We start from the raw sequence: 15,555 nt of genomic DNA, 5'->3' as shown, positions 1-15,555 counted from the left end.
CATAAAACACGAAAAACATAGCACGTGTTGAGTGTCGGGATTCGCGTGTGAGGAAACAATGGTCAGTTGGGTGAGAATAGGAGAATGGCGCAGCGGACGTTATTAACCAATCACGCGCACGTGCTGTTGTGCGTGGCGGAGAACCCGAATGTGCGATTGCGCGACGTCGCGGCCCAGGTGGGCATCACGGAGCGGGCGGCTCAACGCATCGTCACCGAACTCGAAGACGCCGGTTATCTCGAGCGCGAACGGGAGGGACGGCGCAACATCTATCGCCTTAACACGGGGATGCCGCTTCGCCACCCTCTGGATCGTGGTCACCGCATTGGGGAATTGCTGGCCGCCTTCGCCAACCCCGAGGCTGCCCCGAGCGGCGTTGGCCCACAGGGATAGTGGTTTCAGGAGTCCGGGACGACCGACGCTAACCGAGCGGGAAATCGCGGGTCTCGCCGGGTGCAAGCACGGCCTCCCGGCCCTCGACCCGCACCCGGATCGGAGCGGCGCCGCCTGCCTGCAGCTGTAGGCGCACGTTGCCGGGCGTCAGTTTCAGCCGGATCGGCTGTTCCCGGTAGTTGATGGCGAAGGTGACCTCCGCGAGCTCCTTCGGCAGTACGGGATGCAGCCAGAGCATGTTCTCCCGGATCTCCAGCCCGGTGTAGCAGCGCACGACCATGTCGACCGATCCGGCCATCGCGCCGAGGTGGATGCCCTCGTGGGTGGAGCCGCCGAGGATGTCGCCAAGGTCGCTGTCGAGGGCCCGGGTCAGGTAGTCCCACGACCGTTCCCGGTCGCGCCGGGCGTCCAGCCAGGAGTGCACCACGTTGCTGAGCGTGGAGCCGTGCGTGGAGCGTGCCGAGTAGAACTCGACCGTTCGCACAATCGCCTCCGGCGGCATTTCGTAGCCCATGGTCTCGAGCAGTTCGCGCAGCTCCTCGGCGGAGAGCAGGTAGAGCAGCATGAGCACATCGGCCTGCTTGGAGAGCCGGTAGTTGTTCGTGCTGTCGCCCTCGGCGTTGAGGATCAGGTCGAGGCGGGCGATCGAGGGATACCGGGCCCGGTAGGCGTCCCAGTCGAACTCGGGCAGGCCCTCGTAGCCCTCGAACTGGCTGATCACGCCGTCGGCGTGGAACGGCACCCGCAGCCGCAGGCTGATCCGGACCCACTGGTCGACCTCGTCCGGCCGCAGTCGCAGCCGGTTCCAGAGGGGCCGACAGTACCGGTTCTGCAACAGAGCCACGGTGTCGATCGCGCGGCGCAGCACCCACGCGGTCATCACGTTCGTGTACGCGTTGTTGCGGAGGCCGTGGCCCGACGCCCCGGGGTACCCGTCGTGGAACTCGTCCGGCCCCATCACCCCGTCAATGTCGTAGCGGTCGTCCACCTCGTCGTAGCGGGCCAGGCTGGCGAAGAAACGAGCCACTTCGAGCAGCATCTCGGCACCCTGCTGAATCAGGAATTCGGTGTTGCCGGTGGACTGGTAATACTCCCAGACGCTGTAGGCCACGGCGAGGCCCACATGCCGCTGGTTTTGCGAATTGTCGGGCATCCACTGCTGGTTCAGCGGGTTGAAGAGGTTCGTCGGGGTCTCCTCACGCCCGTCGATGCCGCTCTGCCAGGGGAACATCGCGCCCTCGCGACCGATGCCCCGTGCGGCCGCGCGGGCCTCGCCCAGGCGCCGGTACCGGTAGCCGAGCAGGGCGCGGCTCAGGTCGGGGCGGCGCAGGGTGAGAATCGGGTAGACGAACAGCTCGTCCCAGAAGACGTGCCCGCGGTACCCCTCGCCATGCAGCCCTCGGGCCGGCATGCTCGCGTCGAGGTCGGCGTCGACGGCCGCCACCGTCTGCAGCACGTGGAAGGTGTTCAGGTTGAGTGCGAGCGACTGGTGATCGCTCGCGCGCATGTCCACCGCGAACTCGTCCCAGAGCACCTGCCAGGCCCGTTCGTGCGCCTCCAACAGGTCCGCCGGGTGCGGCAGGCGCCGCATCCAGAGGGCAACCGCCCGCGCCGGCGAGGCGATGGCCCGGTCGCGGGAGGTGCTGACGACGACCGTCTTCTCCACCCTGACCGGATGCCCCGGCTCCAGATCCAGGGTGAATTCGTGCGCCACCCAGCCGGCGTCGTCGGTGAGCAGGTGCCGCGGGGGCTCGACCGGCTGCTCGTCCCTCTGCACCCGGGTGCGGGCCGCCAGGGCGATGTGGATGCCGGACTGCGTGGTCTCCATCTCGAGCAGCACGGTCTCGGCGTCGATTTGCGTGCCGGTGTGGGGAATCAGGTGAGCGTTGGTGAGAAGCCGGTCGGCGGCAACATTGCGGTTGAAGACCCGGCCCTCGAGGGCCGAGCGCACGGTCACCGGGCCGGTCCAGTCCTCCGCCTCGAACGTGGTGTCGAGCACGGCCACATGCGGGGCGGCCTGGGACACGAACCGCCGGGAGGTCACCCGGGTGGTGCGCCCCGCTTCGTCGCGCAAACGGATGACCCGGGTCAGCACGCCGCGCCGCAGGTCCAGCTCCTGCAGATAGGTGACCAGCTCGGTGTGGCCGACGTCGAACCAGTCCCCGTCGGCCACCCTGAATCCCAGCGGCAGCCAGTTGGGGGCGTTGACCAGGTGCTCGTCTTCGACGGTGCGCTCGCCGAGGGTCGTCTGCACCCGGTTGTAGACGCCGGCGAGGTAGGTTCCGGGGTAGTGCACGCCGTCGTCGGTGGACTCGGCCGCCGCGCCGCGAGTGCCCCAGTAGCCGTTTCCGAGTGTGCAGAGCGCCTCCCGCAGCCCCTCGGTTGCGTGGTCATAGCCGATGTAGCGCAGCAACCACGGGTCGCTGCCGGTCTCGCCTCCGGCCCAGCCGCGGTTTTTCCCGGTCAGAGCGGGGTCCAGGCCGGCCAGGTCCAGGTCGGCGAGGTCGGTGAGCACCAGATCGGCGCCGGCCGAGCGCAGCCGGGTGTCGCCCGTACGCTCCATGCCGATGACCAGGGCGAATCCGCCGCGCGCCGCGGCCTGCACCCCGGCCTCGGAGTCTTCGACGACCACTGTGCGGTCCGGCGTCACGTGCAGTCGCCGGGCCGCCTCGAGGAACAGGGCCGGGTCGGGTTTGCCGGCCAGGCGCATCCGCACGGCGTCGGTGCCGTCGACCGTGACGTCGAATAGGCCCGTGAGGCGCGCCGCGGTCAGCACGGCGGCGCTGTTGCGGCTCGCTGTCACGAGGGCCACCGGCAGCCCCTGCTCTTTCAACCGGCGCAACAGCGCCAGCGTGCCGGGGAACGCCTGCACGCCGCCGACGGCGAGCTCGCGGGTGAACAGCTCCTGCTTGCGGCCGGCGAGAGCGTCGATGGTCGCCCGGCCATGCGCCGGTTCGATCCCGCGCGAGGCCAGGAACGCACGGATGCCGTCCTCCCGCGCCCGCCCGTCGACGTACCGCCGGTAGTCGCTCTCGATTTCGAACGAAGGCACCGGCGACTTCGTCAGCCCCGGCAGTGCCTCGTCGAACAGGGCTTTCCACGCCCGGGCGTGCACGGCGGCCGTGTCGGTGACCACGCCGTCGAGGTCGAAGATCACGGCGTCGAAGGCGGCGCGGGCCGGGTGCGGCGGCTGGCTCGGCTGGCTCGGCTGGTTCATGGGCGCTCCTCTGGGCCGTGAATGCCGGGCCGTGACTGCTCGGCCCTGAATGTGGACATAGTACGCAGGGTGGTTGGATATGACCCATGACATCCACACCGGACTACATCGACGATTTCGCCGAGTTCATCACCGCCTCCCCGTCGTCGTACCACGCTGCCGCGGAGGTTGCCCGCCGCCTGGACACCGCCGGCTTCGACCGGGTGAGCGAAACCGAGGAGTGGTCCGGTGCGCCCGGACGGCGCTACCTCGTGCGCGACGGCGCGGTCGTCGCCTGGGTGCAGCCGGACGGGGCCGGCCCGACGACACCGTTTCGCATTCTGGGGGCGCACACCGACTCGCCCGGTTTCAAGCTGAAGCCGAAGCCGACCATCGGCGCCCACGGCTGGCTGCAGGCCGGGGTCGAGGTTTACGGCGGTCCTCTGCTCAACTCCTGGCTCGACCGCGAACTCGAACTCGCCGGCCGGCTCACCACCATCGACGGCACCGAGCACCTCGTGCGCACGGGCCCGTTCTGCCGCATCCCGCAGCTGGCCATCCACCTGGACCGGGACGCCAACACCGGCCTCACTCTCGACCGTCAGCGGCACCTGACCCCGGTGTTCGGGTTGGGGGAAACGAGTCAGGCCGACCTGGTCGGGCACCTGGCGGGCCTGGCCGGGCTGGCGGGAGAGGAGGTCGCCGGCTACGACATCCTCACGGCCGACACGGCCCATCCGGCCCGGTTCGGCCTCGGCTGCGAGCTCTTCGCCGCGGGGCGCATGGACAACCTCTCCTCGGTGCACGCCGGCCTGGTCGCCCTGATCGGAGCCCCGGCACCGGCCGGTCAGATCCTGGTGCTCGCGGCCTTCGATCACGAGGAACTCGGTTCCGAGACCCGAACGGGTGCGAGCGGGCCGCTGCTGGACGACATTCTGACCCGGATCGGGGCAGGACTCGGGGCATCCGTCAGTGATCGCCTGCGCGCCTACGCCGGCTCGTGGTGCGTGTCGGCCGACGCGGGTCACTCGGTGCACCCGAACTACCCGGAGAAGCACGACCCGGCGAACATGGTCGTCGCCGGGGGCGGCCCGCTGCTGAAAATCAACGCCACGCAGCGCTACGCGACAGATGCGGCGGGTGCGGCCCTGTGGGCCCGAATCTGCGTGCAGGCCGGCGTGGAATACCAGGAATTCGTGTCGAACAACACGGTGCCGTGCGGCTCCACCATCGGCCCGCTGACCGCCACGCGGCTCGGCATCCGCACGGTCGACGTGGGCATCCCGCTGCTCTCGATGCATTCCGCCCGCGAATTGTGCCACGTGAGCGACCCGGTGGCCCTGAGCGCTGCGATCGGCGCGTTCTTCGCCTCGGAGCGGTAACGACCGGCGGGCGCCGTCGGCACGGCTTCACCCTCTGCAGCACTGCAGATGGCCGGGCAGTCGATCGTTCGCCCGGACGTGCTCGTGCTTTCTCTGGCGATAATCCTGCCGGGGGTGAGCCCGTCAGCGCGCGTAAGCCGACTGGCGGACTCCATGCGCAGGATGCCCGGAGCGGGACTCCACGAGGTCCTTGTCATCGGCGAGTTCGCAGTCGCCCTCGTGCACGATCACCGGCCAGACGATGCGCCGGTCGGTTCCGACTTGGGCTGTGCCGCCGATCCCGCACTCCCGGCAGTGGACGGTGAGTACCCAGTCGTTTTGTCTCATGCTTGGAGGTTTCCTCACGGAGAGGAAATCATCAAGGGGGTGTACTTTCGCCCCGCGATATGCGACGCAGTTCAGCGTATGCTGATGCGGCCCAGAAGGTGCTCGGCAATCGCTCGGTAGCCTGCGTCGTTGGGGTGGAAACGATCGCTCGTGCCGCCGAAGACATCCCGTCCGGCGGGGCCGCGATTGGCCTCGATCGGATAGAGGTCGTAGAGACTGACGAAGGCGCCGCCTTCTCGGGCGCACTCGTGGTCGATGATGTCGTTGTACGCGTCGGTCTCATCCGCGGTTCCCCAGGTGCCAACGCAGACGAGGGGGACGCCCGGAGATTCGGTGTGCACGCGGTTCAGGAGTGCCCGATAGCTGAGCGCGAACTTGTCGGGCGCGGTCTGGTCGAGCACGTCGTTGGTGCCCAGTTCGACCACGGCCAGGTCGAGGTTCTCCGGCACATCGACCAGCCTGGATACCGTGCGGGTGGTGGCACCGGCCCGATTCTTGTGGAATTCCTGAACCGGGCCGTCCTCTGCGAGCGCATCGACCATCAGTGGACGGAAGCCCAGGTCCTGCAGTTGCGCGTTGAGGCCGTAGCTGATCGAATCGCCCACGAACAGCACGCGCAGGGGGCGACCTTCGGGGCGGGTCACCTGCACGTCCCCGTCGGTCTCCGAAAGGTCGGGGTTGACGGCTGCGAAGATTCCCAGTGAGGTCAGAACGAGGGCAGCCAGCCCGATCACCAGCAGTCGGAAGGGGAAGCGGCGAGAGCGAGTCGCGCCCGTGCGCGAGCGGTCAGGGCGCGGAGGCATCCGATCAGTTTACGCGGGGTTCTCGGCGGAGAGACGCGCGATACGGGCCCGGGCGGCATCCTCTGAGGTCGACGACCGGCCGAGCAGCAGGCGCACCAGGCGGAGAACGGCGCCGGTGCCCCAGACCGCCGGGAGCAGGGAGCGCCGCAGGCCGAGCAGCTCGCGGTATTCGCGGGGGATCGAGGCGACGGCGCCGGCGAACATGACCCGGTAGAAGGGCATCATGGCGGGCCGGAGCGGGGGATTGCGAATGAAGCGCACAGCCTCGGCCACGCGCTCGTCGCTCTTGAGGATGCCGGCATCCTTGAACGCATCCAGCTGTGCCTGCAGTTCGGACGCGGAGCGCGGCGGATTGTGCACGCCGACGAGTTCTCCGGCCTTGGCCCATTCGCGCACGTAGCCGTCGGCCCCGCCGGGGATGGGGTCACCCCAGATCGTGTGCGAGGCCAGGAAGGCGTCGGTGAAAACGATGTGCACCCAGGCGAGCAGTTCGGGGTCCCCGGCGGCATAGGGGCGCTCGATGCCCTGGGCGTCGCGGTAGGTGCCGGTGACCCGGTCGTGGAAGCGCCCCACGCGGGACGACTCGTGCTCGGCCAGGGTCGTGTCGGCGAAGGTCACGGTGACGAGCCACTGAATGGTGCCGGAGAGCCGCCCGAGCGGGTCTTCCCGATAGCGCGACCAATCGTGTACGCCGGCCATCGCGCCGGGATGAAGGGTCTGCATCAGCAGGGCACGGATGCCGGCGACCATCGTTGCCATCCCACCGTGCACGGCCCAGGAGGCGGAGCCCGGACCGAAGAAGCCGATATCGTCGCCCTCTTCGATTTTTTCGACCCACTGCGGGCGACCTGACCCGTTCCCCGAAAAGGTCACCAGAAGGTGCGACCGCCAACTGTCCACGAACCTGCCCATGGACCGAGGCTAACCCGTCGCGGCTGGGCATCGGCCTCGAACCTCGCGTGCGGCACGGCATCTAGACTCGAAGCCATGGCAGTGCCTCGCTTTCTCTTCGCCGACCAGCTCGGCCCCCATTTCGATGACGGCGGACCGATCCTGATGGTGGAGTCGGTCGGCGTTCTCGGTCGGCGCCCCTACCACCGAGCCAAAGCGCACCTCATTCTCACCGCCCTCAGGCACCGGGCCAGGGAGCTCGGTGATCGAGTCGAGTACCTGCGCGCCGAGCACTACCGGGATGTGCTGGCCCGCCGTGACCTCGAGGTGGTCAACCCCACCTCGTGGGGTTCCCGCGCGTTGGTTCACGAGCTCGGCGCGCGGGTGCTGCCCAGCCGCGGCTTCGTGACCAGTGAGGCCGACTTCGCCGTCTGGGTCGCGGGGAGACCGCCATCCCGGCTGATCATGGACCAGTTCTATCGCCATGCCCGCACGGAAACCGGGCTGCTCATGCGCGGGCCCGATCCCGAGGGCGGCCGGTTCAACTTCGACCACGACAACCGTCAGCCGCCGCCGAAGGGAGCGGTGGGCCTGGGGCTGCCGGACCCCTTCCATCCGGTGGAGGACGACATCGACGAGCAGGTGCGCGCCGACCTCGACCGGTGGCAGGCCGAGGGGCGCATTCGGCTGATCGGCGAGGACGGACCCCGCCGGTTCGCCGCCACCCGGGCGGAAGCACTCATGGCGCTCGCCGATTTCGTCGAGACGCGTTTGAGCGACTTCGGCCCCTTCGAGGATGCCTCGCTGCTCGGGGACGAGACGATGGCCCATGCCAGGCTGAGCGTTCCCCTTAATTTGGGGCTGCTACATCCGCGGGAGGTGATCGACGCCGTCGTCGCCGCGTACGAGGCCGGGGGAGCCCCGCTGCAGAGCGTGGAGGCCGTGGTGCGCCAAATCATGGGCTGGCGGGACTGGGTCTGGCACCTGTACTGGCACCTGGGTGAGGACTACGTGCGGCGCAGCAACCACCTCGAGGCGCAGGTGGCCCTGCCGCGGGAGTTCCTCGAGCTCGACGGCAGTTCCGTGCGGGCGAAGTGCCTCAGCCACGTGCTCGACGAAGTGCGCCGCACGGGCTATGCGCACCACATTCAGCGGCTGATGGTGCTCGGCAACTGGGCGCTGCAGCGCGGTTACCAACCGGCCGAGCTCACCGAATGGTTCACGAACGCCTTCGTCGACGGCGCCCCGTGGGTGATGCCCGCCAATGTGGTCGGGATGTCCCAGCACGCCGACGGCGGGATCGTCGCCACGAAGCCGTACGCCTCCGGGGGCGCCTACATCTCGAAGATGAGCGACTTCTGCGGCGCGTGCACGTTCAACCCGAAGAAACGGTTGGGCGAGGACGCATGCCCGTTCACCGCCGGGTACTGGGCCTTCCTCGACCGGGTGGAGCCACGCATCCGAGGCAATCACCGTATGGCGCAGCCGCTCGCCGGACTGCGCCGCCTGGTCGACCGGGAAGAGGTCGTCGAGCAGGAGCGTGCACGCACCGAGTGGTGAGCGTCGCCCGTGGGGCGCCTCATGAGTCCGACGCGGCCCTTCCGGGCCATGAACCGTTTTCCCAGACCACCGAACCACGCCCAAGAAACGACACACCCCACAAAACGACCCAAAGGACACCCCACCAGGCAACCGGCTCTCTACCGTGCGCCGGCCTCCATAAGGTGCACCGCGACGCGTGCAGGGGTCTCGCCGCGGAGGGCACGCGGGAGGGAGACCTCGGGAGCGCGTCATCGGGACGCGGTCGTCGCACCGAGGTTCGCTGCGGCTTGATCCGCATCGGGAAGGGGGGAGGAGTGCAGCGGCGGGTGAGGGTCTACCTGGGCCGGTTGCCGCGCACGCGGCTACCTGACCTCGGTCGGCCAATCGGTCACACCGGCGAGGGCAGCCTGCACTGACAGTGCCGAAGCCCGGGCCTGCGCGGCCCCGTGGGGGTTGAAGACATCGATCGCGAGCGGCGGGCCCTCGCCGAACTTGGGAATCTCCACTTCGACGCGACCGCCGCCGACGAGCGGCACGAACGGATGTGCCGTCCCGGCATCCCGCACGGTCGACCCGGCCGCCTCCGCGATCAGCCGCAGTGCGTCGGGCTTGGTGACGTGGGCCTGGGCCACGATCGTTGCCGAGTAGTCCATGGAACTCCTTCACTGCGGCGGATACCGCGAGGAACACATCTATCGAAGCAGGCTACGGCATTCACGGGACCGGCACCGGGCCGGTTCCGCCGTGGCGCAGCCGAACTCCTCGACCTGGTTGGTGAGCCGGAGTACCGTGGCTCTGGCTGCTCACTTTCGCATCCAGAAGCTCTCAGAAGCCGGGGTCCCCATGTCGTCGCTCACCAACTACGGCCAGGCCATCGCCTCGACGACCGTCGCGCTCCAACGACTGCTGTCTTCCCCGCCGATCGGGTTGCAGGTCACGGCCTACGCGCTCGGCGCACCCCGCACCGGTGTCGCCGGCCCCTCCATCAACCTGTTCCTCTACTACGACAGCCTGATCAGTTATCGGGAGGAGACCCAGCGGGGACCCAGCCGAGTGATTTCGGAACTGCACTACCTGGTGAGTGCTTTTCCCGGCGACGACGTCGACACGGATGCCGGCAGCCACCGTGCCTTCGGTGCAGCGCGCGCCGCCATCGAACGCCATCCCGTGCTGAACGTCCCGATCGGCTCGGCAGACAACCTGCAGGTCTGGCTCTCACCCTCGCCGCTGACCAACGAGGTGCTGACCTCCCTCTGGCTGGCATCCAACGCGCCGCTGCGACTGTCCTTCGGCGTGATGGCCTCCTTCACCCTGGACGCAGCCGAGCGCACGGCAGTGGTCGGCACCGTCCGTGATGTCGTGAAGCTGGCCGGGGCAGGTGCGCTCGCCGTGTTCACGGGAGCGGATGCCGTGGCGAAGGCCGAGGCCGCGGCATCCGTCGCGAACGAACTGGGCAAGTCTCTTGTGACGGTACCCCTGAACGAGGTCGTGGGAGCCAGTGCCGCCGCCACTGAGGACAACCTCGGCCGCATCTTCGACCAGGCCGAACACCGCGGCGCCGTGCTGATGATCGCCGCGTCCGACCGTCTGTTCGGGGTGCGGCCGGAGGTGCTCGATGTCGACGACCCCTACTCCGGGTTGGAGATCGGATCCATCCTCGACCTGCTCGGCCAGGCACCGAGCGTCGTGATCATTGAGTTGACTCATCCAGCCGGGGACGAGCTGGCGGACCGGACACCGGTCGAGGTGCGCTTTCCGGAGCCGGAGCCGGATTCCGCGTCGGCCACCGGGGACTGAGCGCGTCGGGGCCGAACTCCGGGTCAGACCTCCCGACCAGGAGGTGAGTGTCAGGAACGCGGGCGGTGCCAGAAGTGGGGCGCGCCAGATCATGGTGGGCCTCGACTCTGTCGGGACGTCGGGCGTGCCTTGACCTGAGGACACCTGCGACCAGTGGACAGCTGCGATCAGTGTGGACACCTGTTCGTGCGTACCCGCCTACGCTGACTGGATGCCGTCTTTCCGTATCACCCTGATCATCGGTGCTCTCCATTCGGGCATCGCCCCGGACTCCGTCCTGCCGCACCTGACGGCTGCCGCCGCGGAGCTGACGACCGTGGAGGCATCCGATCTCGCCGTGGTGGCTGGTTCTCCGCGCGCGATCGTGCGGTTCACGGCGGATGATGCCGCGATGGCCCTCCTGGTCGGCGACCGAGTGCTCGCCACGGCTCGCACCCGCGTGGAGCCGGTGTCGTGGCAGGTGACCGAGCGGGTCAGGACGCGCTGGTACCCGGTGCGGTGACGAGCCGCGCCCCCTCGTCGCTGCGGCGCTGCTCCGGCCGGGCCGGCGCGATGATGGTCGGTCGGTGACCGAGCTCCGACACGGTGTCCGAGGCGCCGAGAACCTGGCAGCGCTCCGTGCCCCGGTGCCACCAGAGCGAGGCCGTCCAGGCGCAGAGCAGGGCGTCGATCAGGTCTTCGCGGTGTTTGTAGGCTCGGTCGACCAACGGTGAATGCTCCGTCACCAGGGCGTCCGAGACGGGATGGGAGCCCAGGTCGAGCGGCGGCGACGCTCGGGTGAGCCCCCAGATCCGCTGGATGAGGTCATCGCAGACCATGGCCCGCTTCGTCCGGCGTTCGTCCGGCGGAAGGGAGGTGCCCATGCGCTTGTAGCGGGGTCGCTTGTCGAGGTAACCGAACTCCGCCGCGCCCACGAGCGTCGTGTAGGGGTAGCACTCGAAGAAGCTGGGGGTGGCCTTATCCACCGGCGCGAGGCCGTCGGTGTAGGTCCAGCCGGAGGCTTCCAATCGGCGTCGGATCGTCACCCCGCCTGCCCAGGGGCGGCCGAGGTTCGAGGCGTTCGCGGAGACATGCCAGCGGCCGTAGCGACTGCCGGTTTCCCGCTCGCACAGGCGCATGCCGGTGGGGTTGTTCACCACCAGGGGCGCGTCGACCGCCAGCACGGCGCCGGGTTCCCACAGGGAGTCGATCCAGCGCATCACGGCATCCGTGCCGCGGGCCCAACCGGCGTCGAGCACCCGGCCGGTCTCATCGATGCACGCCAGGCCGGATTCATTGGCCGGTTTCGACGTGCTGCCTTCGGCCCAGGCCAGGTCAACTCCGAGGAATCGAGTCATGGGTCATGGATAGCACAGGGAGCTGATGGGCGCAGGTTCCGCCGAGGTTCGGCACCCTGTCGTTGGGGCGTAGGCTTTTTGGATTGTTCAACAATGAGACAGAGGCCTTGACGATGACCGAGACTGCGAAACCATCCACGAACGGAAAGGTCATCGCGCTGGCGGTGGCGGGAGCCTTCGGCGGGTTCCTTTTCGGGTTCGACGCGTCCGTGATCAACGGCGCGGTGAATGCCATTCAAGACGAGTACGCGCTCACGGCGACCCTCACCGGATTCGCGGTCGCGAGCGCGCTACTGGGTGCCGCAGCCGGGGCCTACCTGGGCGGCCGGGTCGGCGATCGCTACGGTCGAATCCCGGTGATGCTTCTGGGCTCGATCATGTTCTTCGTCAGTTCGGTCGGTTCCGCCTTCGCCTTCAGCATCTACGACCTCGTGCTCTGGCGCATCGTCGGCGGTCTCGGCATCGGGCTCGCATCCGTGGTGGCCCCGGCGTACATCGCCGAGATCTCACCGCGAGCCATTCGGGGACGCCTCGGATCGCTCCAGCAACTCGCCATCACGATCGGTATTTTCTCCGCTCTACTGTCCGACGCCGTGTTCGCCAACACCGCGGGAGGCGCGGGTGAGCCCTCCCTGTTCGGGATCGACGCCTGGCGCTTGATGTTCCTGGCCTGCGCGCTGCCCGCCGCCGTGTACTTCGTGATCGCGAAGATCCTTCCGGAGTCCCCCCGGTTCCTGGTGCTGAAAGACCGTGAGACGGAGGCCCGCGCGGTCTTCCAGAAGGTGTGGCCCAACGGCGATGTGGACCGCGAGATCCGCGACATCCGTGCCTCGATCAAGGCCGACACTCTGGGTCAGCGTTCCGGGTCACTGCGCGGCACGGCCTTCGGCCTGCGCCCGATCGTCTGGATCGGCATCCTCTTGTCGATGTTCCAGCAGTTCGTCGGCATCAACGTGATCTTCTTCTACTCGACCACCCTGTGGAAGGCGGTCGGCTTCGAGGAGTCGAGCTCGCTCACCATCTCGGTGTTCACCGGCCTGACCAACATCGCGGTTACCTTCATCGCCATCGCCCTGATCGACCGGATCGGACGTCGGCCGATCCTGATGACCGGTTCCATCGGTATGACGCTGTCGCTGGCTACGATGGCGATCGCCTTCAGCCAGGCGGTCACCGTGAACGGCGAGATCAGCCTGCCCGGTGCGTGGGGTGGGATCGCCCTGGTCTCGGCCAACGTGTTCGTGGTCTTCTTCGGTGCGTCCTGGGGCCCGGTGGTCTGGGTGCTGCTCGGCGAGATGTTCCCTAACACCATCCGGGTGAAGGCGCTCGGCATCGCCGCAGCGGCCCAGTGGATCGCGAACTTCCTGATCGCCGTCACGTTCCCGCCGCTGGCGGCAGTCTCGCTGCCCATGACCTACGGCCTGTACACGCTGTTCGCGGCGCTGTCATTCGTGTTCGTGCTGACCAAGATTCCGGAGACCAACGGCATGTCCCTCGACGAGGCGAACACCCTTCTGCCGCCGAAGAACGCGGCGAAGAACGTGGCGAAGCAGACCGAGGTCAGATCAGGCCGTGAAGAAGTTCTTCGACGCTGACGCCGAGCCTGGCGGCACGTTCGGTCAGACGCGCGTGCTCGTCGGCGGAGAGTTCCAGTGACACGGTGTGGGAGGCATCCAGCTCGTCGAACGCGAACAGCTTCGGATGCGACGGGCCGGCCGGCAGCTTCAGAGTGGCGGTAGGCGAAGCGACGGTCCGTGCTTTCGTGGCCGAGGTCAGCGCGGAGCGCCGAACGGGTGCGGCATCGCCATCCCGCACCCAGCCGGGGCCGGCTTTGATCGGCGCGTTCCGCTGGTACGCCTCCGACACGGCTCGGGCCCTGCTGTCCGCGGCCTCGTTGAGCGGGTGGTTAGCGTGGCCCTTGACCCATTCGAACCGGTAGCGGCGTCCGGCCAGAGCTTCGTCGAGCTCCTGGAGCAGGTCCAGGTTCATCACGGGCTTGCCGTCCGCCTTGCGCCAGCCCTTGGCCTTCCAACCGCGCATCCACTTGGTGATGGAGTTGATCACATACTGGCTGTCGCACAGCACGAGCAGGTCGTCGTCGAGGTGGGCGGTTGCCCGGAACAGTTCGAGCACGGCCTTCAGTTCGCCCTGATTGTTCGTGGCGTGCTTCCAGCCGCCGGCGGCCCAGCAGGAATCGTTGACGAACCAGGCCCATCCGGCGGGGCCGGGATTGCCCAGGGCCGAACCGTCGGCGGCGGCGATGATCGTCATACGGTGGGCCTTTCCTGTGGTCCCGCTGGTTCAGGACCTGTCTAGTCTGCCATCGCGGACCAGATGGGTGAGTGCTCATGGCCGCCGGCGCTGAGAGTTCGCGGACGGGGGTTTGCGACTGGCTCTTCCGCCCACCCCGAACGAATCCGACGGAGATTCTGCCGGAAACCACGGGTCACCCCACTCCGAAAGAGCAGTCTTACGCGAGAACCTCCGTCGAATTGGTTCGGTACCCGGTGCGGCGTTCCGCTTTGGAGCACCAGAGTCCACCGGGCACAGTCAGTTTTGACCGTAGGCAGCGACACAGTCAGTCGACGCGGACTCACTCAGTTAGCCGCTGATGCAGGTGCCGGACGAGACCGGGGAGCCGAGCGTGGCGGCCTGCTCTGCGACCGGGTCGACTTCCTCCATGGCGAGGGCGTAGCCGAGGTTCTCGGTGGTGGTCGACTTCGCGAAGATGACGCCCGTCACGATGCCGGCCTCGCTGAGCAGGGGGCCGCCCGATTCGCCGTGGTCGACGTTGGCAGCCAGCGTGTAGATCTGCCGGGAGGACGGGTCCTGCCCGTAGATGTCGGCGACCAGGGCTGGGGCCACGGCGACGACCTCGGCCGGCGCCGATTCGAATGGCCCGCCGAAGGGATAGCCGCTGCTCACCGCGAGGCTGCCCGGCGGAAGATTGTCGCCAAGGGAGAGCGGGGGAGCCTCGAGCCCCGGCACTGCGATCACGGCGAGGTCCACGATCGGGTCGAAGTAGACGATCTGACCAGAACGGGACCTGCCGTCGGGCGTGACGACGACGGGCTCCTCCACCCCGGCGACGACGTGAGCGTTGGTGAGAACCCGATCCGGAGCGATCACGAAACCGCTGCCGGACTGGTTCTGTCCGCACGCATAGGCGGTGCCGTTGATCTTCATCACCGACGCGCTCGCCGCGCGCAGGGCGTCACTGTCGGTGCCTACGCTCGGCACGACCGGGGCCTCGCCGTTGAAGGCCTCCACGACACGCGGGATGCCCTCGGTCACCACGATGGAGCGCAGTTGGGCCAGGAAGCTCTTCACCTGATCGGGGGTCAGGGAGTCGATCGAGCGGATCACGCTCGACGAGCTCACCGCCGACGACACCACCGGGACCCCGAGGGCACCGATGCTGAAGGCGATCATCGAGACCACGAGGGCCGACACCGCGACGGCTGCGCCGGCGCCGAGCACGCGGTCGACGACCCGGAGCTTGTTGCGAGTGCCCTGGGGAGTCAGGATCCTGCCGATGGAGCGTCCGAGCGAGAGGCCGCCGATCAGCAAAACAGCTGCGGCCGCGAGGGTCGCGGCCGTGCGCCACTCCGCGGCGGGAACCCAGGTGCCCACGAGCGGCACCAGAAAGTAGGCCGCGACGGCACCCGCTGCGAGTCCGGCGATTCCGGCGATGCTGCCGATGAGGCCGCTGCGGTATCCGGAAATCAGGTAGCCGAACAACACGACCAGCAGCAACACATCCAGAAAGGTTGAAAATGCCATCCGTGCACCTCGTTCTGTTGTCGGTGTCGTGCGCTTGCCCACCGGCCGCATCCGTCTGTTCCAGAGTACGTGGCCAGTCCTCCCCAGAATGTGAATCCGCCGAG

Annotated in this window: 14 protein-coding genes; 6 read left to right on the top strand and 8 right to left on the bottom strand. The window is 68.1% G+C overall.

Translation table 11 applies throughout. The features are described from left to right. The first annotated feature begins 84 nt into the window (after positions 1 to 84). Entirely contained in the window at positions 85 to 393 is a 309-nt protein-coding gene (locus tag E3O62_RS13000; protein ID WP_134398773.1) for a winged helix-turn-helix domain-containing protein, read from the top strand. Between the two features lie 28 nt (positions 394 to 421). On the opposite strand, the gene E3O62_RS12995 is transcribed toward E3O62_RS13000, so the two are convergent. Then, a complete protein-coding gene (locus tag E3O62_RS12995) occupies positions 422 to 3,610 on the bottom strand; it encodes a beta-phosphoglucomutase family hydrolase (RefSeq protein WP_134398772.1) in 3,189 nt (1,062 codons plus the stop codon). An 86-nt stretch (positions 3,611 to 3,696) separates the two neighbouring features. On the opposite strand from E3O62_RS12995, the gene E3O62_RS12990 reads away from it, so the two are divergent. Then, positions 3,697 to 4,971 carry a M18 family aminopeptidase gene (locus E3O62_RS12990; protein WP_134398771.1) on the top strand — a complete coding sequence of 425 codons (1,275 nt, stop codon included), beginning with the start codon at positions 3,697 to 3,699 and terminating at the stop codon, positions 4,969 to 4,971. 123 nt (positions 4,972 to 5,094) lie between these two features. On the opposite strand, the gene E3O62_RS12985 is transcribed toward E3O62_RS12990, so the two are convergent. The 3 genes from E3O62_RS12985 to E3O62_RS12975 form a co-directional block, all read right to left on the bottom strand. Next, positions 5,095 to 5,298 carry a hypothetical protein gene (locus E3O62_RS12985; RefSeq protein ID WP_134396444.1) on the bottom strand — a complete coding sequence of 68 codons (204 nt, stop codon included), beginning with the start codon at positions 5,296 to 5,298 and terminating at the stop codon, positions 5,095 to 5,097. Between the two features lie 71 nt (positions 5,299 to 5,369). Beyond that, the gene (locus E3O62_RS12980; RefSeq protein WP_134396442.1) at positions 5,370 to 6,101 is read right to left on the bottom strand and encodes an SGNH/GDSL hydrolase family protein; all 732 of its coding nucleotides are present in this window, start codon (positions 6,099 to 6,101) and stop codon (positions 5,370 to 5,372) included. 9 nt (positions 6,102 to 6,110) lie between these two features. Beyond that, positions 6,111 to 7,013, bottom strand: a complete 903-nt coding sequence (locus tag E3O62_RS12975; protein WP_134396440.1) for an oxygenase MpaB family protein — start codon at positions 7,011 to 7,013, stop codon at positions 6,111 to 6,113. Positions 7,014 to 7,088: 75 nt separating this feature from the next. Here E3O62_RS12975 and E3O62_RS12970 point away from each other — a divergent pair, with 75 nt between their 5' ends. Next, positions 7,089 to 8,552: a cryptochrome/photolyase family protein gene (locus E3O62_RS12970; protein ID WP_134398770.1), complete on the top strand. Its 1,464-nt coding sequence runs from the start codon at positions 7,089 to 7,091 to the stop codon at positions 8,550 to 8,552. 344 nt (positions 8,553 to 8,896) lie between these two features. On the opposite strand, the gene E3O62_RS12965 is transcribed toward E3O62_RS12970, so the two are convergent. After that, positions 8,897 to 9,187: a hypothetical protein gene (locus E3O62_RS12965; protein WP_134396437.1), complete on the bottom strand. Its 291-nt coding sequence runs from the start codon at positions 9,185 to 9,187 to the stop codon at positions 8,897 to 8,899. 121 nt (positions 9,188 to 9,308) lie between these two features. Between E3O62_RS12965 and E3O62_RS12960 the strand changes: the two genes are divergently transcribed. Continuing rightward, on the top strand, positions 9,309 to 10,331 hold the full coding sequence (locus tag E3O62_RS12960; RefSeq protein WP_166784671.1) for a Pvc16 family protein: 1,023 nt from the start codon (positions 9,309 to 9,311) through the stop codon (positions 10,329 to 10,331). Between the two features lie 211 nt (positions 10,332 to 10,542). Continuing rightward, positions 10,543 to 10,833, top strand: coding sequence for a hypothetical protein (locus E3O62_RS12955; RefSeq protein WP_134396434.1), 291 nt, complete (start codon positions 10,543 to 10,545; stop codon positions 10,831 to 10,833). Here E3O62_RS12955 and E3O62_RS12950 read toward each other — a convergent pair. After that, entirely contained in the window at positions 10,805 to 11,668 is an 864-nt protein-coding gene (locus tag E3O62_RS12950; protein ID WP_134398769.1) for a DUF429 domain-containing protein, read from the bottom strand. The genes E3O62_RS12955 and E3O62_RS12950 overlap by 29 nt on opposite strands. Before the next feature lie 107 nt (positions 11,669 to 11,775). Between E3O62_RS12950 and E3O62_RS12945 the strand changes: the two genes are divergently transcribed. Beyond that, positions 11,776 to 13,263, top strand: coding sequence for a sugar porter family MFS transporter (locus E3O62_RS12945; RefSeq protein ID WP_255573855.1), 1,488 nt, complete (start codon positions 11,776 to 11,778; stop codon positions 13,261 to 13,263). On the opposite strand, the gene E3O62_RS17575 is transcribed toward E3O62_RS12945, so the two are convergent. Beyond that, entirely contained in the window at positions 13,229 to 13,939 is a 711-nt protein-coding gene (locus E3O62_RS17575; RefSeq protein WP_134398767.1) for an RNase H family protein, read from the bottom strand. The two genes, E3O62_RS12945 and E3O62_RS17575, sit on opposite strands and share 35 nt — an antisense overlap. 330 nt (positions 13,940 to 14,269) lie before the next feature. Then, positions 14,270 to 15,451, bottom strand: coding sequence for a MarP family serine protease (locus E3O62_RS12935; protein WP_134398766.1), 1,182 nt, complete (start codon positions 15,449 to 15,451; stop codon positions 14,270 to 14,272). Positions 15,452 to 15,555 lie beyond the last annotated feature (104 nt).

The organism is Cryobacterium sp. TMT2-15-1 (assembly GCF_004402345.1).
In the GTDB taxonomy this organism is placed as follows: Bacteria; Actinomycetota; Actinomycetes; order Actinomycetales; family Microbacteriaceae; genus Cryobacterium; species Cryobacterium sandaracinum.
The sequence above is the reverse complement of the archived record's forward strand: the minus strand, read 5'-3'. Positions and strand labels throughout refer to the sequence as shown.